22 protein-coding genes are annotated in these 23,921 nt (G+C 57.4%); 21 read left to right on the top strand and 1 reads right to left on the bottom strand.

Features of this window, described 5'->3' with window-relative positions; all coding sequences use genetic code 11:
• The first annotated feature begins 124 nt into the window (after window positions 1-124).
• The 20 genes from AOP6_RS11780 (at window position 125) to tpx (ending at window position 22,418) form a co-directional block, all read left to right on the top strand.
• Entirely contained in the window at window positions 125-1,390 is a 1,266-nt protein-coding gene (locus tag AOP6_RS11780) for a CNNM domain-containing protein (RefSeq protein WP_155876956.1), read from the top strand.
• A gap of 188 nt (window positions 1,391-1,578) precedes the next feature.
• Entirely contained in the window at window positions 1,579-2,025 is a 447-nt protein-coding gene (gene mraZ / locus AOP6_RS11775; RefSeq protein ID WP_155876955.1) for a division/cell wall cluster transcriptional repressor MraZ, read from the top strand.
• 2 nt (window positions 2,026-2,027) lie between these two features.
• A complete protein-coding gene (rsmH, locus tag AOP6_RS11770; RefSeq protein ID WP_155876954.1) occupies window positions 2,028-2,975 on the top strand; it encodes a 16S rRNA (cytosine(1402)-N(4))-methyltransferase RsmH in 948 nt (315 codons plus the stop codon).
• Window positions 2,976-2,999: 24 nt separating this feature from the next.
• Window positions 3,000-3,317: a cell division protein FtsL gene (ftsL, locus tag AOP6_RS11765; protein ID WP_155876953.1), complete on the top strand. Its 318-nt coding sequence runs from the start codon at window positions 3,000-3,002 to the stop codon at window positions 3,315-3,317.
• Window positions 3,318-3,338: 21 nt separating this feature from the next.
• Window positions 3,339-3,611, top strand: coding sequence for a hypothetical protein (locus AOP6_RS11760; RefSeq protein ID WP_155876952.1), 273 nt, complete (start codon window positions 3,339-3,341; stop codon window positions 3,609-3,611).
• A 24-nt stretch (window positions 3,612-3,635) separates the two neighbouring features.
• The gene (locus AOP6_RS11755) at window positions 3,636-5,603 is read left to right on the top strand and encodes a penicillin-binding protein (protein WP_155876951.1); all 1,968 of its coding nucleotides are present in this window, start codon (window positions 3,636-3,638) and stop codon (window positions 5,601-5,603) included.
• Between the two features lie 47 nt (window positions 5,604-5,650).
• Window positions 5,651-7,150 carry a UDP-N-acetylmuramoyl-L-alanyl-D-glutamate--2,6-diaminopimelate ligase gene (locus AOP6_RS11750; RefSeq protein WP_155876950.1) on the top strand — a complete coding sequence of 500 codons (1,500 nt, stop codon included), beginning with the start codon at window positions 5,651-5,653 and terminating at the stop codon, window positions 7,148-7,150.
• A 5-nt stretch (window positions 7,151-7,155) separates the two neighbouring features.
• A complete protein-coding gene (murF, locus tag AOP6_RS11745) occupies window positions 7,156-8,550 on the top strand; it encodes a UDP-N-acetylmuramoyl-tripeptide--D-alanyl-D-alanine ligase (protein ID WP_155876949.1) in 1,395 nt (464 codons plus the stop codon).
• Between the two features lie 8 nt (window positions 8,551-8,558).
• Window positions 8,559-9,635 (top strand): phospho-N-acetylmuramoyl-pentapeptide-transferase, encoded by a 1,077-nt coding sequence (mraY, locus tag AOP6_RS11740; RefSeq protein WP_155876948.1) that lies wholly within the window; start codon window positions 8,559-8,561, stop codon window positions 9,633-9,635.
• A 1-nt stretch (window position 9,636) separates the two neighbouring features.
• A complete protein-coding gene (gene murD, locus AOP6_RS11735; RefSeq protein ID WP_155876947.1) occupies window positions 9,637-10,995 on the top strand; it encodes a UDP-N-acetylmuramoyl-L-alanine--D-glutamate ligase in 1,359 nt (452 codons plus the stop codon).
• A 1-nt stretch (window position 10,996) separates the two neighbouring features.
• Window positions 10,997-12,103: a putative lipid II flippase FtsW gene (gene ftsW, locus AOP6_RS11730; protein ID WP_155876946.1), complete on the top strand. Its 1,107-nt coding sequence runs from the start codon at window positions 10,997-10,999 to the stop codon at window positions 12,101-12,103.
• Window positions 12,100-13,170: an undecaprenyldiphospho-muramoylpentapeptide beta-N-acetylglucosaminyltransferase gene (murG, locus tag AOP6_RS11725; RefSeq protein ID WP_155876945.1), complete on the top strand. Its 1,071-nt coding sequence runs from the start codon at window positions 12,100-12,102 to the stop codon at window positions 13,168-13,170. The genes ftsW and murG overlap by 4 nt, the downstream gene beginning before the upstream one ends.
• Before the next feature lie 13 nt (window positions 13,171-13,183).
• Window positions 13,184-14,560, top strand: a complete 1,377-nt coding sequence (gene murC / locus AOP6_RS11720) for a UDP-N-acetylmuramate--L-alanine ligase (RefSeq protein WP_155876944.1) — start codon at window positions 13,184-13,186, stop codon at window positions 14,558-14,560.
• A gap of 1 nt (window position 14,561) precedes the next feature.
• Window positions 14,562-15,488 carry a UDP-N-acetylmuramate dehydrogenase gene (gene murB / locus AOP6_RS11715; protein ID WP_225897279.1) on the top strand — a complete coding sequence of 309 codons (927 nt, stop codon included), beginning with the start codon at window positions 14,562-14,564 and terminating at the stop codon, window positions 15,486-15,488.
• On the top strand, window positions 15,485-16,411 hold the full coding sequence (locus tag AOP6_RS11710; RefSeq protein ID WP_155876942.1) for a D-alanine--D-alanine ligase: 927 nt from the start codon (window positions 15,485-15,487) through the stop codon (window positions 16,409-16,411). Before murB ends, AOP6_RS11710 begins: the two co-directional genes overlap by 4 nt.
• Before the next feature lie 30 nt (window positions 16,412-16,441).
• A complete protein-coding gene (locus AOP6_RS11705) occupies window positions 16,442-17,281 on the top strand; it encodes an FtsQ-type POTRA domain-containing protein (protein ID WP_155876941.1) in 840 nt (279 codons plus the stop codon).
• Between the two features lie 21 nt (window positions 17,282-17,302).
• Entirely contained in the window at window positions 17,303-18,532 is a 1,230-nt protein-coding gene (ftsA, locus tag AOP6_RS11700) for a cell division protein FtsA (RefSeq protein WP_155876940.1), read from the top strand.
• Window positions 18,533-18,621: 89 nt separating this feature from the next.
• On the top strand, window positions 18,622-19,770 hold the full coding sequence (gene ftsZ / locus AOP6_RS11695) for a cell division protein FtsZ (RefSeq protein ID WP_155876939.1): 1,149 nt from the start codon (window positions 18,622-18,624) through the stop codon (window positions 19,768-19,770).
• A gap of 289 nt (window positions 19,771-20,059) precedes the next feature.
• On the top strand, window positions 20,060-21,784 hold the full coding sequence (locus tag AOP6_RS11690) for a radical SAM protein (RefSeq protein WP_155876938.1): 1,725 nt from the start codon (window positions 20,060-20,062) through the stop codon (window positions 21,782-21,784).
• A gap of 115 nt (window positions 21,785-21,899) precedes the next feature.
• Window positions 21,900-22,418 carry a thiol peroxidase gene (gene tpx / locus AOP6_RS11685; protein WP_155876937.1) on the top strand — a complete coding sequence of 173 codons (519 nt, stop codon included), beginning with the start codon at window positions 21,900-21,902 and terminating at the stop codon, window positions 22,416-22,418.
• 78 nt (window positions 22,419-22,496) lie between these two features.
• Here tpx and AOP6_RS11680 read toward each other — a convergent pair whose 3' ends face one another.
• On the bottom strand, window positions 22,497-22,688 hold the full coding sequence (locus AOP6_RS11680; RefSeq protein WP_155876936.1) for a twin-arginine translocase TatA/TatE family subunit: 192 nt from the start codon (window positions 22,686-22,688) through the stop codon (window positions 22,497-22,499).
• Window positions 22,689-22,855: 167 nt separating this feature from the next.
• Here AOP6_RS11680 and AOP6_RS11675 point away from each other — a divergent pair, with 167 nt between their 5' ends.
• Entirely contained in the window at window positions 22,856-23,917 is a 1,062-nt protein-coding gene (locus AOP6_RS11675; protein ID WP_155876935.1) for a hypothetical protein, read from the top strand.
• Window positions 23,918-23,921 lie beyond the last annotated feature (4 nt).

The raw sequence follows: 23,921 nt of genomic DNA, 5'->3' as shown, positions 1-23,921 counted from the left end.
ATATAACAGGGAATGTTGGCGTTTCAACAGGTTGCACGTGATCTGTGTTGAATATTCGCGATCTCTGGGATAAACTTCCCTTCACTTGCGATGGTTATGATTTCTGAACCTGTGGGAGATTCTGATGTTTGAACCTGGTGATGTCTGGATACGGCTGAGTCTGCTGGCCGTCCTCTTTGTACTTTCCGCTTTTTTCTCCGGCTCGGAAACGGCCCTGATGTCGCTGGACAAGCTCCGCCTGAAATATCTGGTGCAGAAAAAGCGCCGTGGGGCCCAGCGCCTGGAGGAGCTTCTGGAAAGCCCTGAAAAGCTTCTGGGAGGAATCCTGGTGGGGAACAATCTGGTGAATATCGCCATCTCTGTATTCGCCACGGGGCTGCTTGTCCAGCTTTATGGAGAAAAGGGAGAGCTGATCACCATTCTCCTGGTGACACCCCTGCTGTTGATTTTTTCCGAGGTGCTGCCCAAGAGTTACGCCGCCAAGCAGTCAGAGGTGATGTCCTTCGCTGTGCTGAGGCCGATTGGAATCGTTATCAAGCTGCTGTCGCCGGCAATCTGGCTGATCACCGGAGTCACTCGTTTCCTGTCGCGCCTTATCCCGGGTGAGCAGGAGAAACCGATCCTCTCTGAAGATGAGATCCGCACTATCATCACGGTTGGCGAACAGACTGGCGTGGTCCACATGGAGAAGCACCAGATGCTGCATGGGATCTTCGACCTGGCGGAAATGCGGGTCCGCGATGTGATGATACCCCGTACCGAGGTCGTCGGCGTCGAAGTACATTCGAGCTTTGAAGAGGCTCTTGTTCAGGTGCAGCAAGCCCATCACTCCCGTTTTCCGGTCTACGACGAAAATCTTGACAGTATTGTTGGCATCATCCATTCCAAAGACATCCTGAGTTTCGTGGGGCGACCCGATACCTTTTCCCTGCGGGACATTGCCCGCCCCCCTTATTTTGTTCCCGAATCAAAGCGGATCGAGACGTTGCTGCAGTCCTTCCGTCGCAAGCGCATGCACCTGGCTATCGTCGTGGATGAGTATGGTGGGGTCGAAGGGATTGTGACTCTTGAAGATATTTTTGAAGAGATCGTCGGCGAGATTCAGGACGAGTACGATGTGGAAGAAGAGATGTTGCGGGAACTTGGCCCGGGGCGCTATCTTGTTGATGGCAGCACCTCGCTGAGAACGATCAACAAGCGCTTCCATTTGAACCTGTCCGAAGAGCATGTCACGACGCTGGCTGGCTTCCTGCTGATAGCGCTTGGCACCATACCTCTGGAAGGGGAAACCTGTGAGTCGGAGGGCGTACTCTTCACTGTGCGCAAGGTGGTCGACCGCCGTATCGAGGAGATTGAAATGCTGCTGCCCCAGTCACCAAAGGATTCCTGATCTCGTCTCCCCATGGACAGCTTCACCCCTTACCCCCTTCCCTGGGGGTTTTTTTGTGCCCAAATGTGGACCTTCCCCCAATTCTAAACCCTTAATGGAAAAGAAATATCTCCTTGACAAGGGTTTGGCCCACGGATATAGTTTCCCACAAAGTGTAATTTAGTGCCAAATCGGACCAAAAGAGGGCCATGAGCTTCCAGGGAGAATTCTACAACTCTATCGACCCCAAAGGGCGAGCCAGTATACCGGCACGTTTTCGCGAAAATCTGGCGGACGCCCATGGAGAGGAGCGCCTGGTCGTGACCAAGAACTGGGATGGCGGGCTCAGTGCCTATCCCGTGCCCCTGTGGGAGGAGAATCGCCAGAAAGTGGAGAGGCTCCCTCCCGGTCCCCAGCGTAACGCTGCCTATCGTCTCGTTATCGCCCCGGCGACCGAATGTTCTTTCGACAAGCAGGGCAGGATTCTCATTCCTGAATCGCTGCGAATGCACGCCAATCTTGAGAGGGATATTGTCGTCGTGGGCATGTCGGACCGGATTGAAATATACAGCAAGGATAAGCACGCCGAAGTGACCCAGACGGCAGTGTCCTTTGTGCAGGAGGATCCCCAGTTCATGTCAGATCTGGGATTTTAGGTTTGTCCGGCGGCGAGTTCAGGCATCTGTCGGTGATGCCGAAGGAAGTGTTGGCCTACCTGGCGCCAAAGGCAGGTGAAATTTACCTGGATGGCACTGTGGGGGGTGGCGGACACGCCCGACTGATTCTGGAGGCGTCGGCGCCTGACGGTCGCTTGATCGGCCTGGATCGCGATCCCGCGGCTCTGAAAAAAGCGGGTGAAGTTCTGGCCCCCTTTGGCGACCGTGCTGTACTGCGACACGGTAATTTTTCGGAAGCGAGCCAGATACTGCAGTCGCTAGGTGTAGAGCGGGTTGATGGCATCCTGCTGGATCTGGGGGTTTCCTCTCATCAGCTCGATGCCGTGGAAAGAGGTTTCTCCTTTCGCGCTGATGCGCCCCTGGATATGAGGATGGATACTACCTCGGGCCAGACCGCCGCAGATGTTCTTGCCAGTGCCAGTGCAGAGGAGTTGACGCGTATTTTCCGTGAGTACGGGGAAGAACGCTGGGCTGGACGTATCGCTCGCCGTATTGTGGCCCTGCGGCCCGACAAACCACTCCTGACTACGGAACAGCTGGCTGATCTGGTTCGTGACACGGTTCCTGGTGGGCACAAGCCTGCCAGGATTCACCCGGCCACGCGGGTTTTTCAGGCGTTGAGAATCCATGTCAACGGCGAACTCGATCATGTGGCCCAAGGCATCAGCCGGGGATTGGAACTTCTGAAGACGGGGGGGCGGATGGTGGTCATCAGCTTTCACTCGCTGGAAGACCGCATCGTGAAACAGTTTTTTCAACGACAGGCACAACGTTGCATCTGCCCGCCCCAGCTTCCTTATTGCAGCTGCGGGCATGAGGCGAGACTCGAAATCCTGACCCGGAAGGCCGTTCGCGCCGGTGAAGAAGAGGTCGCCGATAATCCCCGAGCACGCAGTGCGGTTCTTCGCGCCGCCCGGCGTCTGGACTGATGGTTAAAGGGCAAAGGAGAAATCATGTCTGAACTTATTTTGAGAGCATTTCCCCGGTTTGGCGGGTTGACCCTGAAAAAACCGGGCCTGATGTCCGTCATGGTTTTTATTGGTCTGATGCTGGCTCTCTCTCTCTTTTTTGTCTGGACCCGTATTCAGGTGATCAACCTTGAATACCAGATTTCCAGCCAGCAGGAGCGATTGCGTGAAATGCACCAGGAGAACAAGAATCTGCGTCTGGAAGCTGCCAGCCTGCGTACGCCGGCCCGTATCGAAAGAGTGGCCGTCAATGAGCTTGGCCTGAGGTTTCCTACTCCGCAACAGGTCATCACGGTAAGGTAGATCTATTGAGGGATTGTTGTTATGGAATTGTTGGAGCCTAAAGAAAAGCAGGACCTGTGGCACGAAATGCAGGAGCTGCTGGTCATAAGAAAGAGAAAGAGGTCGCGCCACCTGGTCGGGGTAGTGGGCCTTTTTTTCTGTATGGGAGTCAGTCTGCTCGTGCTGGGTGCCTGCTATCAGGCCGACCGGGAGGGGGCAACCTATACGCCTTTTGATTCGGCCTACGCCGGAAGCGCGACTGATCTGATGCGTCCGCAGCAGGATAACGATCCTCCAACGATCATTCACCTCTAGAGTGGTCACGGGTGGGAGTGTAGCTTGGATAAACAGGAGAAATGGGGACGTTATAGAATTCGGTTTATTGGCCTGTGTTTTCTGCTGGCCTTTGTCCTGATTTCCGTCCGTGCCTTCAGTATCCAGGTTTTAAATCAGGAGGAATGGCGCAAAAGAGCCGAAAGGCAGCATCAGAAGGTCATCTCTCTGGCGCCCAAACGCGGAGCTATCTTCGATGCCAATGGCGAGGAAATGGCGCTGAGCGTAGAGGTCGATTCCATCTATGCCGATGCGCGAAAGGTGACCGATTTAAACGGGGAAGCCCAGGCTTTGGCCAGAGCCCTGTCGCTGCCGGTCGCCGCCCTTAAGGCCAAGTTGAGTTCAGGCAAAAGTTTTGTCTGGCTTAAAAGGCGCGTCTCACCCAAGGAAAGTGAGAAAGTAAAAGAACTGAAGCTGGCCTGCGTCGATTTCATCAAGGAGCATCGGCGTTATTACCCCAATGCGGAGATCGGCGCCCAGGTTATCGGATTTTCCGGTCTCGACCCTGAGGGACTGGAGGGAGTTGAGCTTCGTTACGATGCCTTGATTCTTGGTCAGTCGGGGTATCTGGTTACGGAAAAAGATGCACTTGGGCGTGGTATGGGAGCAGGGGTTCAGGCTCTGCAGGAACAAAGTCAGGGGTACAATGTCTATCTGACCCTGGACAAGAACCTCCAGTACATTGCTGAAAAAGAGTTGGCAGCAGGCATAGCGGCGGTGCAGGGCAAGTCGGGTTCCGTTGTCGTGCTCGATCCTGAAACGGGACGTGTACTGGCCATGGCGAGCCAGCCTGACTACAACCCTAATTCCTTTTTCAATTACAAACCTGCTCAGTGGAGGAATCGGGCGATTACCGATGCGTTCGAACCAGGCTCTACCTTCAAGGTGTTTCTGGTCGCCGCGGCTTTGAACGAGGGGGTAGTCAAAGCTTCCCAGAAGATTGATTGTGGGAAAGGCAAGCTGGCTGTGGGGGGCAAGGTCATTCACGACCACCGGCCCTACGGGAAACTGGATGTCAGTGAGATCCTCAAGTACAGCTCCAATGTGGGTTCCGCCAAAATAGGCAAGGCCCTGGAGCGTGAAAATTATTACCGCTATATCCGGGATTTTGGTTTTGGTGGCAAAACCGGCATCGATCTGCCTGGAGAGGTAGAAGGACTGATCCGCAAGCCATCCGACTGGTTTGAGATCGACCTGGCGGCGATCTCTTTCGGTCAGGGTCTGACCGTAACGCCAATCCAGCTCGCTGCAGCTACGGCGGCCATAGCCAATGGTGGTTATCTGATGAAACCCTATGTTGTCGACAGGGTTGTGGATACAAACGGACAGGTAGTGAAAAAAAACAATCCGCGGGTTGTTCGGCAGGTTGTTTCAGGGGATGTAGCCAGTCGGGTCAGCCAGATGATGGCGCAAGTGACGGAAGAAGGTGGCACGGGGACGATGGGGGCGGTTGCTGGCTATCGTGTTGGTGGCAAAACGGGAACTGCTCAGAAAGTTGATCCCGTAACGGGCGGATATTCAACGGATAAACGGGTTTCCTCCTTTATCGGTCTGGTGCCGGTGAACGATCCCAAACTGGTCATTCTGGTCGTCGTAGATGAACCGGAGGGTCAAGCCTATGGCGGGCTGGTAGCGGCACCGATCTTCTCACGGATTGCTGGCAAGTCGCTTCATTACCTGAAAGTGCCGGCTACGGCACCGACCATTGTTGCGTCTACCCCACCCTCCCTGGAGACTTCGGCCTTTCCACTGAATAAAAATCTCCGGGTGGCATGGAATGAAAGCGGCAACGAAGGCGTGCGCATGCCGGACTGCCGGGGACAGAGTTATCGGCAGGTTCTCCAAACCATGGAAAGGACCGGACTGAATATACAGCTCAGAGGCAGTGGCCGGGTCGTTGAACAGTCGCCGCGAGCGGGGGAGCCTATTCGGTATGAACAGGAGGTCTGGGTCAGATTGGCGCCGCCGACCTGACCGCATGAAAGTACGTCCTCAGCCTGGACAAGGAATAACCTGATTATATGAAACTTTGTGAGATGATCAAAAAGATGCCGGCCTGCAAGGTGGCGGGGTCCCAAACCCAGGAAATCGCCGGGTTGTTCTACGACTCCCGCCAGGTGACCGAGGGTGGGGCCTTCTTCGCTCTGCCGGGGATCAAATCTGACGGCCATCTCTTTGTCGAGGACGCCATAGCTCGTGGAGCTGTGGCTATCTTTGCCGAGAAGCCGCTGACTCTTCCCGAGGGATTGACACTTGTCCAGGTTGAAAATGCCCGACAGGCAATGGCCCTGGCAGCCCATGCTTTTTATGGCGATCCAACCGCCGATATTCCTGTGGTCGGCGTGACCGGCACCAATGGGAAGACCACGGTAACCTATCTGGTGGAGGCTATTTTACAGGCTGCCGGCAAAAAACCGGCAGTCTTTGGTACTGTCAATTACCGTTATGGAAATGCCGAGCATCCCTCCAGCCATACGACTCCTGAGTCCGTCGATTTTCTGAGGACATTGGCGCATTTTCGCTCTCAGGGCGCCGATGCGTTGGTTCTGGAGGTTTCGAGCCATGCCCTGGATCAGTACCGTGTCGAAGGAACTCATTTTAACGTCGGCATATTTACCAACCTGACTCCTGAGCATCTAGACTATCACGGGGACATGGAAGGCTACTATGCCAGCAAAGCGGCATTTTTTCGTCGGCTCCTTCCTTCCTGTGGCGGGTGCGCCATCATCAACGTAGATGATCCTTATGGCAAGCGGCTCGCGGCAGAACGTCCCGAGGCCCTGACCTGTGGCAGCACAGAACAGGCTGCTGTACAGGTTAAAGAGGCACATCTGAGCGTTGACGGCATTACAGCTAGAATCAGCACGGCTCAAGGTGAAATCGAGCTGAGATCGTCCCTGGTCGGCCAATTCAACCTGCAGAATATTCTCTGTGCGTTTGCTGCGGGGCTGGCCCTCAAGCTGGATGCCCACCTCGTGGCAGAGGGAATTGCCAGGGCGGCCATGGTGCCGGGACGGCTTGAGCGTATAGAAAATGAGCGAGGGGCTCTCATCCTCGTGGATTATGCCCACACCGGCGATGCCCTGGATAAGGTCCTGGCCACTCTTCAGGACCTGAAGCCGAGGCGGCTTGTCACTGTGTTCGGTTGTGGGGGAGATCGGGATCGCAGCAAGCGTCCGGTCATGGGAGAAGTCGCCGCCCGCTTTTCCGATCTGGTGGTGCTGACCTCCGACAACCCGCGCACGGAAGATCCCCAGGTCATACTGGCGGAAATACGGCCGGGCATTGAGCGGCACTATCAGCAGGAAATCAGCCTTGCCGATGGCAGGCACGGGCGACGGGGCTTTGTCGTGCTGGAGAACCGGAGACAGGCCATTGGTTATGCCGTCTCGACCCTCGGCGAGGGAGACATTCTCCTGGTGGCCGGCAAAGGCCACGAAGACTATCAGGTTATCGGGACCGAAAAACACCATTTCGACGATCGCGAGGAACTGCGTCAAGCACTGGCCTCCGAGGAGTGAACGGCATGGAACTGCCTGTTCAGAAAATAGCCCGCATGGTTTCGGGAATCCTGACGCCTCCTCATTCCCAGGAGATGGTGACAGGCGTATCCACGGACAGTCGCACCATTCGCCCGGGAGAACTTTTCGTGCCCCTGGTCGGTCCGCACTACAATGGCCACGACTATTTGGGACAGGCCGTTCAGAACGGCGCGGCTGTCTGTCTGAGCGAAGAGGTCGTGGCCGGCTTGCCGGTGCCGATCATCCGTGTCGACGATACCCTCAAGGCTCTCGGCGATCTGGCCGCCGGCGTACGCGCCCACTACAAGGGCCCCCTGGTGGCGATCACCGGCACGGCCGGCAAAACGACCACTAAAGAGATGCTGGCCGCCATCCTGTCACAAACAGGACCCGGTCTGAAGACGGAAGGAAACTTCAATAACCTCATCGGTCTGCCCCTGACACTGTTCCGCCTGGAAGATTCCCATCGCTGGGTGGTTCTGGAGATGGGTATGAGCGCCAGGGGGGAAATTGCCAGGCTGGCGCAGATCGCTGCGCCGACAATCGGCATTATCACTAATGTGGGGCCGGCACATCTGCAAACCCTGCATGGGCTCGAAGGGGTGGCCAGAGCCAAAGGCGAGCTTTTCGAGTCTTTGCAGCCCCAGGCAACGGCTGTAATCAATGCCGATGATGAGAGAGTGGTTACCTTGCCGGTGGCTAATGGCGTCCATCGGCTGCTGTTTGGCCTTAATCCGCAGGCTGATGTACGCGCCGAGGCAGTGGCGGCCAAAGGGGATAAAGTCGTTTTTGATCTGGTGCTGCCGAGCGGGCGTTGGCCGGTCACCCTGTCCGTCCCGGGTCGACACAATGTCGCCAACGCGCTGGCAGCGGCGGCAGCGGCGGTGGCAATGAAGGTTGACGGCGACATCATCGCCAAAGGACTGTCTCTCTTCCGCACCATCCGTGGACGGATGGAGCTGTTCAGCTTGGGTAATGGCGCTCTGTTGATAGAGGACAGTTACAATGCCAACCCCGCCTCGATGCGGGCGGCCCTCTCAGCTCTTAACGATCTGCAGGGCAACGGTCGCAGGATCGCCGTTCTCGGCGACATGCTCGAGCTGGGGGATGAGACCGATCTTTTGCATCAAGAGCTCGGGCGTGAGGCGGCCGGACAGGTTGATGATCTTTTGCTTTTGGGTGAGAAGGCGGCGAAAGTCGCCGCGGGCGCCCGAGAAGGTGGGCTTGATGCCGCGCACCTGCACATTCTGGAGAATGTTGAGGCGGCGTGTGGATGGCTGCGGGCATGGCTGCAACCCGAAGACAGGCTTCTGATCAAAGGTTCGCGAGGGATGCGCATGGAAAAGATATCGGCGGCACTTCTTGCCCCCGATTTTTTCCAAAACCAAACGGAAAGGTAAGGGCGCCTATGCTCTATCATCTGCTCTACCCATTACACACAGAGTTTTCAGCTCTCTATGTGTTCCGTTTTATCACTTTTCGGGCCATTTACGCGACGATTACGGCCCTGGTGATCGCCTTTATCATAGGACCCTGGGTAATCGAAAAGCTTTCGATGCTGCAGATCGGCCAGACCATACGCAAGGTAGGACCGGAATCCCACTTCAAGAAGGAAGGGACGCCCACCATGGGAGGGACGCTGATCCTGCTGGCCATCGTCGGGCCGACGCTGCTGTGGGCAGACCTGACCAATCTGTATGTCTGGGTGACCCTGCTCGTTACTGTTGGTTTTGGGGTAGTGGGTTTCATGGACGACTATCGCAAGGTGAAGCGCAAGAGTAGCGATGGTCTGTCGGCCAGGCAGAAAATGCTCTGGCTTATGCTGATCTCTCTGGTGGCGGCATCTATCCTCTATGTCTATCCGCCATTTCAGACCACCCTGGCTTTCCCCTTTTTCAAAGGGGTCGTGCCCGACCTGGGAATATTCTACATTCCCTTTGCCATGGTTGTTATCGTCGGCGCCAGCAACGCCGTGAACCTGACGGATGGACTGGACGGGCTGGCCATCGGGCCAATGATCATCGCCTCCGGCACTTATCTGCTCTTTGCCTATCTGGCCGGCAATGCCAGGCTGGCCGAGTATCTGCAGATCAGCAGCGTCCAGGGGGCTGGCGAATTGGCGGTGTTGTGTGGGGCCATGGTGGGCGCCGGGCTGGGATTTCTCTGGTTCAATACCTATCCCGCCCAGGTTTTTATGGGCGATGTGGGCAGCCTCTCCTTGGGGGGGGCCCTGGGAACGATCGCGGTTATTACCAAGCAGGAGATCGTCCTGGTTATTGTGGGCGGCATATTTGTTGTCGAGGCGCTGTCCGTTATCTTTCAGGTGACCTCGTTCCGCCTTTACGGCAAGCGGATCTTCCGCATGGCGCCCATCCACCATCACTTCGAACTCAAGGGCTGGCCGGAACCGAAGATCATCGTGAGGTTCTGGATTATCAGTATCATTCTGGCTCTGGTGGCGTTATCCACCCTGAAGCTGAGGTAGCATGAAAAGGGATTTCACGGGAAAACAGATTGTCGTGGTGGGCGCTGGGCGCACGGGAGTGGCCCTGTGCGCTTATTTCAGCCGCCGTGGCGCCCGTGTGACCCTGTCGGATCAGCGCTCCGCCGAACGGATCGAAAATCTCGCGAGTCTGCCGAAAGATACCCTGACCGATTTTGGCGGTCATACAGAATCACTTTTTCAGGCAGCCGACCTGATTGCCATCAGCCCGGGTGTTCCCTTGAGCGTACCCGCTATCGCCAAGGCCGCGGCCGCTGGAGTACCCGTGCTTGGGGAAATTGAAGTCGCCTTTGCTGAAATCGAGGCTCCCCTGATCGCCATCACCGGCACCAATGGCAAGTCGACGACGACGACGGTCATGGGCGAAGTGTTTCAGGCCTGGGGGAAAAAGACCTTTGTGGGGGGGAATCTGGGGACGCCGCTGATCGAGGCGGTCGATGCTGGATCCTGGCAGTGGCTGGTGGCGGAATTGTCCTCTTTTCAGCTTGAAGCGATCCAGCACTTCCGTCCAAGATACGCCCTGCTGCTGAATGTCAGTGAAGATCACCTGGACCGCTATGTGGATATGGAAGCTTACGTGCAGGCCAAGGCGAGGATCTTTGTCAATCAGACAGCCGACGACGTGGCCGTGCTCAACGCCGAGGACGCCACTGTGTGCGCCCTCGGCCAAAGCCTTACCGCCCGTAAAGTCTATTTCTCTTCGGCTAGGATCCTTGATGAGGGGATGGGGTTTGACGGAACGCATATCGTCTGGAACTGGCAAGGGCAGACGCATCGATTCCTTCTGGCCGAGCTGCGCCTCAAGGGACTGCACAATGTGGAAAACGTCATGGCAGCCCTTATCCCGCCGTTGATGGAAGGCTGCCCGGCCACGACGGCCTGGCAGGCGACCTGTAAGTTTAGTGGTCTCGCCCATCGCATGGTGCCTGTCCGCTCTCTGGGAGGGGTGACCTGGTACGATGATTCCAAGGGCACCAACGTCGGCAGCGTCGTCAAGAGCCTCTCCGGTCTGCCGGCGCCGGTGACCCTTATCGCCGGTGGCAAGGACAAGGGCGGAGACTATCAGCCCCTGGTGGAGATGGTCAAAGACAGGGTGAGCCATCTTATCCTCATTGGGCAGGCGGCAGGGCGCATCGAGCAGTGTCTGGGAAACCTGACGCATACCATACGGGCTGCAAGCCTGGAAGAAGCGGTGCACCTGGCCCATGAGCTGACCCCGGCAGGGGGAACGGTGCTGCTTTCGCCCGGCTGTTCAAGTTTCGACATGTTCTCGAGTTACATCGAGCGAGGGGAGCGTTTTGCCGCCCTGGTCATGGATTTGCCGGAAAAGAAGAGGAACTGACATGGAGAGGCGGGGAGAATTCGACAATACCATTCTACTGCTGGCGGTCGTGCTGACCTGTCTGGGGGTGGTCATGGTCTATTCATCCTCCTCGATCATGGCAGACAGGCGCTATGCCGATGGTTTCTATTTTCTCAAACGTCAAGGGGTATATGCCATTTTGGGCTTTGCTCTCATGGCCGCGGCGATGCATGTCAATTATCAGGTGCTGCGGCGGCTGGCTGTGCCCTTCCTGTTCGGTTGCGTCCTGCTGCTGGGGGCGGTTTTTCTGCCGGGGCTGGGATTAAGCGCAGGCGGTGCCTCGCGGTGGATTCGGCTGGCGGGCATCTCCATTCAGCCTTCAGAACTGGCCAAACTGGGACTCATCCTGTATATGGCCCATTCATTGGCCAAGAAGAAAGGCAAGATCAAGAGTCTGACCTGGGGATTTCTCCCCTATATGCTGGTACTGGCTCTGCTTCTTTTCTTTCTGTTGCTGCAACCGGATCTCGGCGCCGCTATCACACTGGGCTGCGTGGCCATGGTCATGCTCTTTGTGGCTGGAACACGTCTAGTCTATTTTCTGTCGGCGATGATTTTGACGACGCCTTTTCTGTACTTTCTGGTGATGAACGTCGACTACCGCCGCCGGCGCATCTTCGCATTTCTCAATCCCTGGGATGATCCGACCAACACCGGGTTCCAGATCATTCAGAGCTGGATTGCTTTCGGCACTGGTGGCCCCTTTGGCAACGGTCTGGGTGAAGGGAGGCAAAAGCTGTTTTATCTGCCGGAGGCCCATACGGATTTCATCTTTTCCGTCATTGGCGAAGAACTGGGCTTTGCCGGTGTTTTTGTCATCACCGCCATGTTTCTTCTTCTGGTGTTGCGGGGTATCCGGGCGGCCCAGGCAGCTCCGGACGATTTCGGAAAATATCTGGCCTTCGGCATATCGCTCCTTATCGGTCTGGAGGCCTTTGTGAACTTTGCCGTGGTGATGGGCATGCTGCCAACCAAAGGGTTAGCTTTGCCCTTCCTATCCTACGGCGGCACGAGTCTGGTGACGACCCTGCTGGCTGTGGGTGTGTTGCTCAGCGTGTCCCGTCAGGCGAAAGGAGACGGGATATGAGACTTCTTCTGGCCGGCGGTGGCACCGGAGGCCATCTCTTTCCTGCCGTGGCGATTGCCGAACGCCTGTTGGAAGTGGAGCCGGAGGCGGTCGTGCATTTCGTCGGCACGAAGAAAGGTCTGGAAGCCAGAGTGTTGCCAACCCTCGGTTGGCCCCTGTCCACCATTGATATAGGTGGGTTTGTCGGCAAGGGCCTGGGGGCCAAACTAGCCCTGGCGCCCCAGTTGATTAAAAGTATCCGGCAATCCCTGCGGTTGCTGGAAGATTTTAAGCCGGATGTGGTGATCGGCGTGGGTGGATATGCCTCGGGTCCGGTGGGTGTCGCGGCCAGGATCAAGGGCATTCCTTTCATTCTGCACGAACAGAATGCCTGGCCCGGGCTGACCAATCGACTGCTTTCCCGCTGGGCCGACAGGATATGTATTTCTTTCCCTGAAGCTGCTCAGGCTTTTCCCGAGGGCAAGACGGTGCTGACGGGGAACCCGCCCAGACAGGGAATGGAGCAGTGTCCGGCGCCCCCCGAGGGAAAGCCCACGATTCTGGTGTTTGGTGGCAGTCGGGGCGCCCGTGCCATCAATGAAGCCATGGTGGCAGCTCTGCAGCATCTGCAGGATCTGCGCGATAAGCTTGTCATTATTCACCAGAGCGGCACCGAGGATCTGGAAAAGGTTCGTGCTCAATATGCCGAGGCGGGTTGGGATTCGGAGGCGGTGGTGCCGTTTATCGATGACATGGCCGCCGCATACAGTCAGGCCCATCTGGTAGTCTGCAGGGCAGGGGCGACGACCCTGACCGAACTGACGGCCTGTGGCCGCCCGGCCATCCTGATACCCTATCCCCACGCGGCTGGGGATCACCAAAGCGCCAATGCCAGAGCGCTGGTCGTCAAAGGCGCCGCCCTCATGGTGCCCCAGTCGGAGCTGTGTGGTGTCAGTCTGGCGACCCTGATTCGCAACATGATCTATGATCACCACCAATTGGTCACTATGGCCAGTGCGGCCAAAGCTCAGGGCATAGAGGGTGCCGCCGATAGTATCCTGAAGCAGTGTCGGGAAGTGATCGGCTGAAAGAAGGTTTTCTATGTACGGAAAGATTCGAAAAATTCATTTTGTGGGAATTGGCGGCATTGGCATGAGTGGCATTGCCGAGGTCCTGCTCAATCTCGGATACCAGGTGTCCGGCTCCGATCTGCGCGAGTCGGAAATTACCCAGCGCCTGGCCGGACTGGGAGGGGAAATCGTTTATGGCCACCAGGCCGAGAATCTTCGTGATGCCGATGTCGTGGTCATCTCCACCGCAGTGCGCAAAGACAATCCTGAGGTGGTGGAAGCACACCGTCGCTTGATCCCGGTTATCCCGCGCGCCGAAATGCTCGCTGAGCTGATGCGCATGAAATACGGTATTGCCATCGGTGGTACCCATGGCAAGACGACCACCACCAGCATGGTGGCCACTATTCTCTCCCACGCCGGTATCGATCCGACGGCAGTGATCGGGGGGCGTCTGGATTCTCTGGGATCTAACGCCAAGCTCGGGCAGGGAAAGTTTCTGGTGGCGGAAGCGGACGAATCGGACGGAACTATTTTGAAGCTGTCCCCAACCATTGCGGTGGTGACCAACGTCGATGCCGATCATCTCGATTTCTACTGTGACATGGATCATATTCGCGACACTTTTGTGGAGTTCATCAATAAGGTGCCCTTTTTCGGGCTGGCGGTCCTCTGTCTGGACGATGCCAATATCCAGGCCCTGATCCCCAGGGTTAAGAAGCGTTTCGTGACCTACGGACTGGCCAGCCAGGCTGATTTTCACGCCACCGATATCCGTCATGAGGGGCATCGAACCTCGTTTGTCCTTCACCAGGGTGGTGAGGAGCTGGGACGTGTTTCCTTCAACATGCCGGGCCGCCACAATGTGCTCAACGCGCTGGCAGCGGTGGCTGTGGCCAGGGAACTTGACATCCCCTTCGCGACCATTGTCGAGGGCTTTCATGATTTCGGCGGGGTCCAGAGGCGCTTCCAGGTCCGCCACGATGACAGCAAAGTCATGGTGATTGATGACTATGGCCATCACCCGGCCGAAATAAAAGTGACCCTGGCGGCAGCCCGCACTGGTTGGGACCGGCGGGTGGTGGCGGTATTTCAGCCCCACCGCTACAGTCGCACCAAGGCGCTGTTCGACGATTTCGTCACCGCATTTTATCAAGCCGACCATCTGGTGGTCATGGACATCTATGCCGCGGGCGAGGAGGCGATTGAGGGGGTGGAGGCCGCGGATCTGGCGGCCGGAATCGCCGGGCACGGTCACAAGGATGTGCATTATATTTCCGGCGTCGAAGCCGTGGTCGACCATCTGGCCGCCGTTGTAAAAGAGGGGGATATCGTTATCACTCTCGGCGCCGGCAACGTCTGGCAGGTCGGAGAGAAGTTCGCTCAACGCCTGCGGAATAAAGGCTAAGGTGTCATCGCTCTTTGAAAGTTTGAAAGATTCCCTGCGGGGAAGCGTCCTGAAGGATGAGCCGATGGCGGCTCACACCAGCTGGCGTGTGGGCGGGCCGGCCGATCTCTTCATCCTGCCGGCGGATCGCCAGGATGTGTTGACGGCGCTGCGTTTATTGAAGGCGGCGCAATGCCCCTGGTTACCTGTCGGAAGCGGCAGCAATCTGCTGGTACGCGACGGCGGCATTCGGGGAGCCGTCCTGAATCTCTCCAATCTTCGTCAACTCCAGTTCCTGGCTAATGGTCTGGTGGTTGCCGAGGCCGGGCTGCCTGTGACTCGTCTGATCCGGCTTTGTGTGGAAAAGGGATTGCAGGGTCTGGAAGCGCTGGCTGGTATCCCGGGGAGTCTGGGGGGGGCAGTTGCCATGAACGCCGGGGCAGGAGGACAGGAGATGTCAGAAGTCGTGACAGAGGTAGTGCTGGCGACCGCGACTGGCGAAATCAGGCGCCCGGGGGGTGACCTTCAGTTCGCCTATCGTCGGTGCGAACTGCCCCCGCAGTCGCTGCTGGTTGAAGTCTCCCTCTCCATGACGACGGCTGACCCGCAGGAGCTGCAGCGCATTTACCGGGAACGCATCGCGCATCGCCGCCAGGCCCATGCCGTCGGCGGCGCCAATGCGGGCTCGGTGTTTAAAAACCCGGCCGGCGTGCAGGCGTGGAAGCTTATAGACCAAGCCGGCCTGCGAGGTGCCACGGTTGGCGGCGCCAAAGTCTCCGAGCGACACACCAACTTCATCGTCAATACGGGGAAGGCCAGGGCCACGGATATTCTCAGCCTGATTGAGCGCATCAAGGAGACGGTACGGGCAAGCCAGGGCGTCGATCTCGAACCTGAAGTAAAAATTATCGGCAGCGACGAGCTGCCTGCCAGGGATGAACGGATATGACACGGCAGCAATTGAAAACAAAGAAGATAGCGGTTCTCATGGGTGGACTCTCCGCTGAACGAGAGGTGTCCTTGCGCACGGGCAAGGCTGTTCTCGCCGCTTTGCAGAGTGCCGGGTATGAGGCTGTGGGCCTGGATGTCAGCAGGGATATCGCCCTGCGCCTGAGCGAAGAGCAGATTGAGGTTGCTTTTATCGCTCTGCACGGACGCTTTGGCGAGGACGGCACTATCCAGGGCCTGCTGGAGATGATGCAGATACCCTATACGGGCAGCGGTGTGCTCGCTTCGAGCCTGGCCATGGACAAAGAAACGACCAAGAAGATTCTCCTCTACCACGAACTGCCGACGCCGGCATTTCAAGTGTACAGAAAAGGAGAAGACCTGGAGAGTTTCCTGCAAGGATGCCGTCACTTTCCTCTTGTCGTCAAACCGGCGCGGGAAGGGTCGACGATCGGTATCAGCATCGTCCGGGATGAGCAGGGCCTGGCGGCGGGTTTGCAGGAAGCCCTGCAGCATGATGATCATGTGCTGGTGGAGGATTTTATTCAGGGAATGGAGATCACCGTGGGGATTTTGGGAGGCGAAGCCCTGCCCATCATCGAGATCGCCCCTAAGGGGGGATTCTATGATTACCACGCCAAATACACCGCCGGGCAGACGGAGTACATTCTGCCGGCCCCTCTCGACAATGCCGTGTACCACCGCGTGCAGCAGGTGGCTAGGGAGGTCTATCGCGTATTGGGATGTTCCGGTGCGGCCCGGATCGATTTCATGGTGCGAGAAAAGGAATTTTACTGCCTGGAAGCCAACACCATTCCGGGGATGACTGAAACGAGTCTGTTGCCCAAGGCGGCACAACACGCCGGACTGGATTTTTCCGAACTGACTCAGCGGATACTGGAAGATGCCGGATTGGGAAAATAAGAAGAGCCGGAAGCGGTTCAGACAGGGATCATGCGCGATTTAAAGGGACAGAAAAAGACCCGGATGAAGGAGAACCGGCGGCGCCGTGAAAAGCAGCCGCGTGACTGGAGTAAGATCTTCCGGCGCACGCTGAGGTTTACTGTGTTTGTCGGCAGCGTCGCGCTTATCGTCAGCGGTAGTTTCATCGGCCTGCGCATGATCTTCAGCTCTGATTATTTTCGCCTTGAAACCATCCAGATCGAGAAGGCTCAACGGGTCAGTGAAGAGGATATTCTGGCGCTGTCCGATATCCAGCTGGGAACCAGCATTTTTGATCTCGATCTGGCCCTGATCGGCAGCAAGATCGAAGAAAACCTGTGGATCTCCCGCGCCCAGGTAGAAAGAGTTCTACCCCGAAGCCTGGTGATAAGGGTCGAAGAGCGGAAACCTCTGGCCATCGTCAGTCTCGGATACCTTTACTATATGGATTCGGAAGGGACGCTCTTCAAGGTGCTCGAATCGGAAGACCGGCTGGATTATCCAGTGGTTACCGGGATAGACCGCAGCTTTCTACTGGAAAAACCCGAGGAATCTCGCAAGCTGCTGCGCGAGGCCGTCGACCTGATAAGGGAATTGCAGACAAGGAGTCGTTTCGGCCTGGAGGATGTGTCCGAATTGCGCCTGGATGCGGTCTCCGGCATTGATCTGTTTACCTACGTGGGGGGCGTGCCCGTACATATGGGGCATGCCAACTACGGAACCAAGCTCGACCGGCTGGAAAAGATCTACAAGGAGCTCGAACCGAGGCTGCAGGGGCTTAAATATATTGATCTCAATGTACTGGACCGTGTGATCGTGAAGGTGGACAACCGCACCACACAAAAGGGCTAGTTTGAAAGGAAGGGGTACGTTATGAGTACGAAGAGGGACAACCTGATCGTCGGATTGGATATCGGCACCACCAAGATCTGCGCCATCGTCGGCAACATGACTGACGAAGGGCTGGATATCGTGGGGATTGGCACCAGTCCCTCCAAGGGTTTGCGCAAAGGGGTGGTGATAAACATCGAAAGCACGGTGGAGGCCATCCGCAAGGCCCTGCGCGAAGCCGAACTCATGGCCGGCTGTGAAATCAAGTCGGTCTTCGCCGGTATCGCCGGTGGGCACATTAAAGGATTGAACTCCCAGGGAGTTATCGCCATCAAGAACCGCGAGGTCAACGATGATGACATCCGCCGGGTTATCGACGCTGCCAAGGCCATTGCCATTCCCATGGACAGGGAAGTTATCCACATCCTGCCCCAGGAATTCATCATCGATGACCAGGACGGCATCAAGGAACCTCTGGGCATGAGCGGCGTGCGCCTCGAAGCCAAGGTGCATATCGTCACCGGTGCGGTGGCCAGCGCCCAGAACATCGTTAAAAGCTGCAATCGCGCCGACGTGGACGTGGCCGATATCGTTCTCGAACAGCTCGCCTCCTCGGAAGCGGTTCTTTCCCCCGATGAGAAAGAGTTGGGGGTCGCCCTTATCGATATCGGTGGCGGTACCACGGATATCGCCATTTTCGTGGATGGGGCCATCAAACACACCTCGGTTCTCTCCTTGGGCGGTAATCACCTGACCAACGATATTGCCGTTGGTCTGCGTACGCCCATGGCCGAAGCGGAAAAAATCAAACAAGCCTATGGCTGCTGCCTGTCCTCCATGGTCGGTAAGGACGAGACCATCGAAGTACCTTCGGTGGGTGGTCGCGAGCCCCGTGTGCTCTCGCGTCAGCTGTTGGCTGAAATACTGGAGCCGCGGGTAGAAGAAATATTCTCGCTGGTAAATCGGGAGATCGTGCGCAGCGGCTACGAAGATCTGATCGCTTCCGGAGTGGTCATCACCGGCGGCACCTGTATCCTGCCCGGTATGCCCGAGCTGGCCGAGCAGATCTTCAATCTGCCGGTGCGGCGAGGTGTCCCCCGGGATATCGGCGGTTTGACCGACGTGGTCAATTCGCCCATCTACGCTACCGGGGTCGGCCTGGTGAAATATGGCAGCCGGAACATGAGCAGCCGCAATTTCAGCATCGGACAGACCAACGTGTTCGACAAGGTCGTGCGGCGCATGAAAGAGTGGTTTGACGAGTTTTTTTAATGGGCACAAAAATATCAGCGAAGTGAGACTATAAACGGGGATAACCGGTTGCGGAGAATCGGCCCCCAAACCAGAACGGAGGGAGCGTTATGTTTGAATTTGATGAGAGTATCGACCAGAGAGCGAAAATCAAGGTAATCGGCATCGGAGGGGGAGGTGGCAACGCGGTCAACACCATGATCAACTCGCAGATCGAAGGGGTGGAATTCATCTGCGCCAATACCGATGCACAGGCCCTGAGAACCAACAAGGCGCCGATGAAAATCCAGCTGGGTTCCAAACTCACCAAGGGTTTGGGCGCTGGCGCCAATCCCGAGGTTGGCAGGGAGGCAGCCCGAGAAGACAAAGCCCGTCTGCTGGAGATTCTCGACGGCGCCGATATGGTCTTCATCGCGGCCGGACTGGGCGGCGGTACCGGCACCGGCGCGGCCCCGATCATTGCTGAGGTGGCAAGGGAAATGGGGGCGCTGACCGTTGGCGTTGTCACCAAGCCCTTCTCCCGCGAAGGCAAGCAGCGCATGAAAAAGGCAGAGCAAGGGGTGGAAGAGCTCAAAGAAGTCGTTGATTCGCTGATCGTCATCCCCAACGACCGCCTCTTGGGACTGGCCGGCAAGAGCATGAGTATTCTCGACGCCTTCAAGCCTTCCGATGACGTATTGCTGCAGGCGGTTCAGGGGATTTCCGACCTGATTACCACCAGCGGCCTCATCAACGTCGACTTTGCTGACGTCAAAGCCATCATGAGCGAGCGCGGCATGGCCATGATGGGCATTGGTCTGGCCGAAGGCGAGAAGCGTGCCGCCGAAGCAGCACACCAGGCCATTAGCAGCCCGCTGCTGGAAGATATCGATATCTCTGGTGCCAAAGGGGTTCTGGTCAATATCTCCGGTTCTTCCAATATGACCATGGAAGAGTTCGACGAGGCCTCACGCATCATCCACGAGAAAGTGCACGAGGAAGCTAACATCATCACGGGTTTGGTCATCAACGAAGAACTCGGCGACTGTATCAAGATTACGGCCATTGCCACCGGTTTCGGACCTTCTTTCGAGAAGAGCGGCCGGATTGCCGAAGACTTGAAAAACAGAGCGGCGGTGACCATGGGGAAAGTTGATCGCGATCTGCCCACCTTTATTCGGGATCGTCAGAAAGAAGTGCCCTACAACCTGAGAGCTTCCGGTGGGGGCGGCGAAATGGAATACGATATCCCGACGTTCCTGCGCAAACGGGTTGATTAAACCCGGACAAAATGGAACCTTTCTCTTTTTCGGCCCGGTGCAATCGATTTAATAATCGCAGAGCCTGGCCGTAGATGGATTTCTTTGTGCCGTGCGGTGCAATACTTTCTGACAGCGGATCTCCGCCTGCTGCCAGAAGGAGCCGTGCAGGCTGTATTTGGTCGATAATGAATTGGTAGACTCCCTCGTCTCGGGGACCGCAATCGCGGTCCCTTTTTTTTGGGGCCTCTTTACCCCATCTTCAATTGATGCCATAGTGCAACGATCGCCAACAATCAGGAAAATATAGATGTCACGACTGTTGATTTCTCGTATGAAAAACCGCCTGGAAAGGGAGCGCGGCAGCCAGGCAAAACCCTGGGGCGGACGCCTGACCATCGCCCTCGTCTTCCCCAATACCTATTTCCAGGCCATGAGCAACCTCGGTTTTCAGACTGTGTATCATCTGCTTAACAGCCGGGACGACGTTCTCTGCGAGCGCTTCTTTCTACCGGATCCGGTCGATTTGAAGGAACATGAGAAGACGGGAACCGCGCTCTTTTCCCTGGAATCCCAGCGTCCTCTGGCAGACTTTGATGTCGTCGCTTTTTCCATCTCTTTTGAAAACGACTACGTCCAGCTGCCGACCCTCTTTCGCCTTGGGCGTATCCCTTTTTATGCGGCAGAGCGGGGGGACAGCCATCCCCTGGTCCTCTGTGGCGGCGTCTGTGCCTTTTTAAACCCAGAGCCCCTCGCCGACATCATGGATCTCTTCGCCGTGGGCGAGGGGGAAGTTCTGCTGCCGTCCCTGCTGGAGCAGTTGACCACCCTGGAGCTGAGCAGACCCGAACTGTTGGCGGCCCTGGCGGGTGTCGCCGGCGTCTATGTTCCCTCCCTGTACGACGTGCGCTATGCCGAGGATGGTACCCTGGCGGCGATGATGCCACAAAAAGGGGCGCCACCTCAGGTCAGGCGCCAGTGGGTGCGGGAGCTCGATAACAGTGAAAGTCGCACCTTTGTGCATACCCCGGACACGGCCTTTGCCGACATGTCCCTGGTCGAGATCTCCCGCGGCTGTTCCCGGGGCTGCCGCTTCTGTGCCGCCGGCTTCATCTATCTGCCGGCGCGGGAGCGCACACTGCAGGCTCTGCTCCCTCAGGTCGAACAAGGGCTGTGCATGCACCGCAAAATAGGTCTGGTTGGCGCTGCCGTTTCCGATTATTCAGATATCGATGACCTGAACCGGGAGATATTTGAACGGCAAGGGCTGGTCTCCGTCGCCAGCCTGCGCATGGATTCCCTCACCGCCGAAGAGGTGGACGCCCTTAGAGAATCGGGGCATCGCACCCTGGCGCTGGCGCCGGAGGCCGGCAGCCAGCGCCTGCGCGATCTCATCAACAAAGGGATCGACGAAGGTCAGATCCTGTCTGCTGCCCGTCTTCTGGCCGCCGGTGGCATCCTCAACCTCAAATTGTATTTCCTCATCGGTTTGCCGACGGAAGAGCAGGACGATATTGACGAATTGCTACAATTAACGGCGAAAGTGCGCGAGGTCTGGGTGGAGGAACAGAAGAAGTCCGGACGCCTCGGTACCCTGACACTGTCGGTGAACCCTTTTATTCCCAAGCCCTTCACCCCCCTGCAGTGGGCGGCCATGGACGGCGCCAAGGTTCTGGAAAGCAAGATGAAGCACATTCGGGCCGGCATCGCCCGCATGCCCAATTGCGAGGTCATCTTCGAGTCGATGCGCAGTGCCCTGTTGCAGGCCTTCCTTTCCCGTGGCGACCGCCGGATGAGTGCTGCCCTCCCTCTGCTGGCCAAGGGGATGAACCTTAAGGCCGCCTGTCGTGAGGTGGATCTCGACCCTGATTTTTATGTCACCCGCGAGCGAGGCGAATCTGAACTTTTCCCCTGGGAAATTATCGACAACGGTGTACGCCGCGACTACCTGTGGAGTGAGTATGGCCGTGCCGTGAGGGGGCAGCTCACGCCTCCTTGTTTTCCCGGTTGCCGTCGTTGCGGGGTTTGTGTTTAGATTTTTCCGGACCTTCGCTGCAAAAAGGGGAGAGTGCGTTATACTCCTTGACAAGTTTTGCAAGCCTGTTTAAATTATAACCAATTCAATCCTCAATCGATTAAAGGAGAGACTCATGAGCGAAAAACGCAGTGGCGTCATTACTTTTAAAGGAAACCCCGTCACCCTGGTTGGTCCCGACCTGAAGGTCGGCAGCACCGCATCGGAATTCAAGGTGGTCGATGGCACCCTCAAGCCGGTGACCCTGGCTGACTCCAAGGGGAAGGTTCGCCTCATCACTGTCGTTCCTTCTCTTGACACCGGCGTCTGCGACACCATGACGCGCAAATTCAATGAAGAGGCGGCCAAGCTGCCCGAGGATGTGGTCGTCTATACCATCAGCGTCGATCTGCCCTTTGCTCAAAACCGCTGGTGCGGAAACGCCGGAATCGACCGGGTCAAGACCCTGTCCGACTACCAGGACCGTTCCTTCGGTCTCAACTATGGCCTGCTGATCGACGAGCTCAAGCTGCTCGCCCGCGCCGTACTGGTGGTGGATGCTAACGATAAGATCGTCTATCGGGAAATCGTCAAGGAAGTAACCACCGAGCCCGACTACAAGGCGGCTCTGGAGGCGGTTCGCAAGCTGGCCTGATGGCGGCTGCGCTGTACAAAAAAAGCCCCTGCCAGAGGTTCGGCGGGGGCTTTTCTATTAGAAGAAGGGAAGCAGGGCTTAAGGTTTGCGATCCTTTTTGCCGAGGATGGCGTCGATACTGAGACTGTCCTTGATGTCCTGTTTGGTCTGATGCACTGTCCGATAGGTCCGGTAGACCGACTCCACCAGCCGGCGGGCCGGGCCGGCGCCGAAGATAAGGATGATGAGGCCGGCGAGCAAGGCAATTTCGAACAATCCCAATCCGAACATGAAAGTCTCCGTGGCGATTAAAGGGTTATCGCCATACTAGGGCAAAGGGGCTCCGACGGCAAGCCGGGATTTTTCTGGCGCCGCCGGGGTGGACAGAGCCCGGCCAGAGGCATTATGATTCAGCTGCCAGACACCGCCCGAGCGGAAGCCGGCAGAAAGGCAAAGCGATGAATATCGAACAGATGAAAACGGTGCTGCGCGAAATCCTCACCCGCACGGACCTGACCCCCTGCGTGGTCGGCCACCGCGGCGTTGGCAAGACGGCGGGTATCCTGCAGGTCTGTCGGGAGATCGGCCGACAGTACGTCCCCCTGCGGCTGGGGCAGATGGAGGTCGGCGACCTGGTGGGCATTCCCTACCGCGAGGGCGAGGTCATGCACTGGTCGCGTCCCTCCTGGTGGCCGTCCGAGCAGGACGAGCCGACCATCATTCACTGCGATGAACTCAATCGGGCCCAGCAGGAGGACACCCTGCAGGCCATTTTTCAGTTTGTCGAGCCGCCGGCGGAGGGGCAGCGCCGCGCCCTGCACACACACAAGCTGGCGCCCAAACATAAGGTGGTGGTGTCCATTAATCCGCCCGACGGTACCTATCAGGTGGCGACCCTCGACCGCGCCCTGCTCGACCGCATGGTCATGATCACCGTCGAGACCGATTACCCTTGCTGGGCCCGCCATGCCCGTCAGCGCGGTTTCGATGATGGGGTACAGCAGTTCCTGGCGGCCTTTCCGCAGCTGCTGGCGCATCAGGGCAGCCCCGTCGACATGCAGATGGAGCCCACGGAGCGGGCTTGGGAGATGGTCAGCACCCTGCGACGGCACTGCCGTTTTCCGGCCGAGCTGGAGATGGAAGTCTATGCCGGTATCGTCGGCAAAGAGGCGGCCGTGGCCTTTTTGCGCTGGTGCGCTGAGCAGAGCGAGCGCCCGTTGACAGCCGCCGACATTCTCGACGACTGGGACCGCGTCGCCGATCAAGCGGCCCGCCAGCGCGACGATCAGCAGGCCGCCACCCTCAATGCCCTGGTCACGGCCCTGGAGACTTCTGCCACCATGACCCTGGCGCAGGAGTGCAACCTCGTCGCCTATATCGACGTGCTCCCCCGCGATCTGCGCTTTGCCCTGGTCAAGTCGCTGCTACGCCTCCCCATGGTGGCGCAGGCTCTCAGCAAGGACGAGTACGACGGGGTGATCCTTGAAGCCATCAGCGAAATCAGTCGGGAGGCCTCCTGAAGCC

It is taken from the genome of Desulfuromonas sp. AOP6 (assembly GCF_009731355.2).
Taxonomy (GTDB): Bacteria; Desulfobacterota; Desulfuromonadia; order Desulfuromonadales; family SZUA-540; genus SZUA-540.
Note: the sequence above shows the minus strand (reverse complement) of the source record. Positions and strands in the feature narration are given on the sequence as shown.

What these genes read in the sequence shown, in the direction of transcription:
- ftsL (WP_155876953.1), top strand. Translation starts at nt 3,000, where the DNA reads ATGTCTGAACTTATTTTGAGAGCATTTCCCCGGTTTGGCGGGTTGACC.
- AOP6_RS11750 (WP_155876950.1), top strand. Translation starts at nt 5,651, where the DNA reads ATGAAACTTTGTGAGATGATCAAAAAGATGCCGGCCTGCAAGGTGGCG.
- mraZ (WP_155876955.1), top strand. Translation starts at nt 1,579, where the DNA reads ATGAGCTTCCAGGGAGAATTCTACAACTCTATCGACCCCAAAGGGCGA.
- ftsZ (WP_155876939.1), top strand. Translation starts at nt 18,622, where the DNA reads ATGTTTGAATTTGATGAGAGTATCGACCAGAGAGCGAAAATCAAGGTA.
- murD (WP_155876947.1), top strand. Translation starts at nt 9,637, where the DNA reads ATGAAAAGGGATTTCACGGGAAAACAGATTGTCGTGGTGGGCGCTGGG.
- AOP6_RS11680 (WP_155876936.1), bottom strand. Translation starts at nt 22,688, where the DNA reads ATGTTCGGATTGGGATTGTTCGAAATTGCCTTGCTCGCCGGCCTCATC.
- AOP6_RS11780 (WP_155876956.1), top strand. Translation starts at nt 125, where the DNA reads ATGTTTGAACCTGGTGATGTCTGGATACGGCTGAGTCTGCTGGCCGTC.
- murC (WP_155876944.1), top strand. Translation starts at nt 13,184, where the DNA reads ATGTACGGAAAGATTCGAAAAATTCATTTTGTGGGAATTGGCGGCATT.
- ftsW (WP_155876946.1), top strand. Translation starts at nt 10,997, where the DNA reads ATGGAGAGGCGGGGAGAATTCGACAATACCATTCTACTGCTGGCGGTC.
- AOP6_RS11675 (WP_155876935.1), top strand. Translation starts at nt 22,856, where the DNA reads ATGAATATCGAACAGATGAAAACGGTGCTGCGCGAAATCCTCACCCGC.
- AOP6_RS11705 (WP_155876941.1), top strand. Translation starts at nt 16,442, where the DNA reads ATGCGCGATTTAAAGGGACAGAAAAAGACCCGGATGAAGGAGAACCGG.
- ftsA (WP_155876940.1), top strand. Translation starts at nt 17,303, where the DNA reads ATGAGTACGAAGAGGGACAACCTGATCGTCGGATTGGATATCGGCACC.
- AOP6_RS11690 (WP_155876938.1), top strand. Translation starts at nt 20,060, where the DNA reads ATGTCACGACTGTTGATTTCTCGTATGAAAAACCGCCTGGAAAGGGAG.
- AOP6_RS11710 (WP_155876942.1), top strand. Translation starts at nt 15,485, where the DNA reads ATGACACGGCAGCAATTGAAAACAAAGAAGATAGCGGTTCTCATGGGT.
- AOP6_RS11760 (WP_155876952.1), top strand. Translation starts at nt 3,339, where the DNA reads ATGGAATTGTTGGAGCCTAAAGAAAAGCAGGACCTGTGGCACGAAATG.
- tpx (WP_155876937.1), top strand. Translation starts at nt 21,900, where the DNA reads ATGAGCGAAAAACGCAGTGGCGTCATTACTTTTAAAGGAAACCCCGTC.
- murG (WP_155876945.1), top strand. Translation starts at nt 12,100, where the DNA reads ATGAGACTTCTTCTGGCCGGCGGTGGCACCGGAGGCCATCTCTTTCCT.
- murF (WP_155876949.1), top strand. Translation starts at nt 7,156, where the DNA reads ATGGAACTGCCTGTTCAGAAAATAGCCCGCATGGTTTCGGGAATCCTG.
- mraY (WP_155876948.1), top strand. Translation starts at nt 8,559, where the DNA reads ATGCTCTATCATCTGCTCTACCCATTACACACAGAGTTTTCAGCTCTC.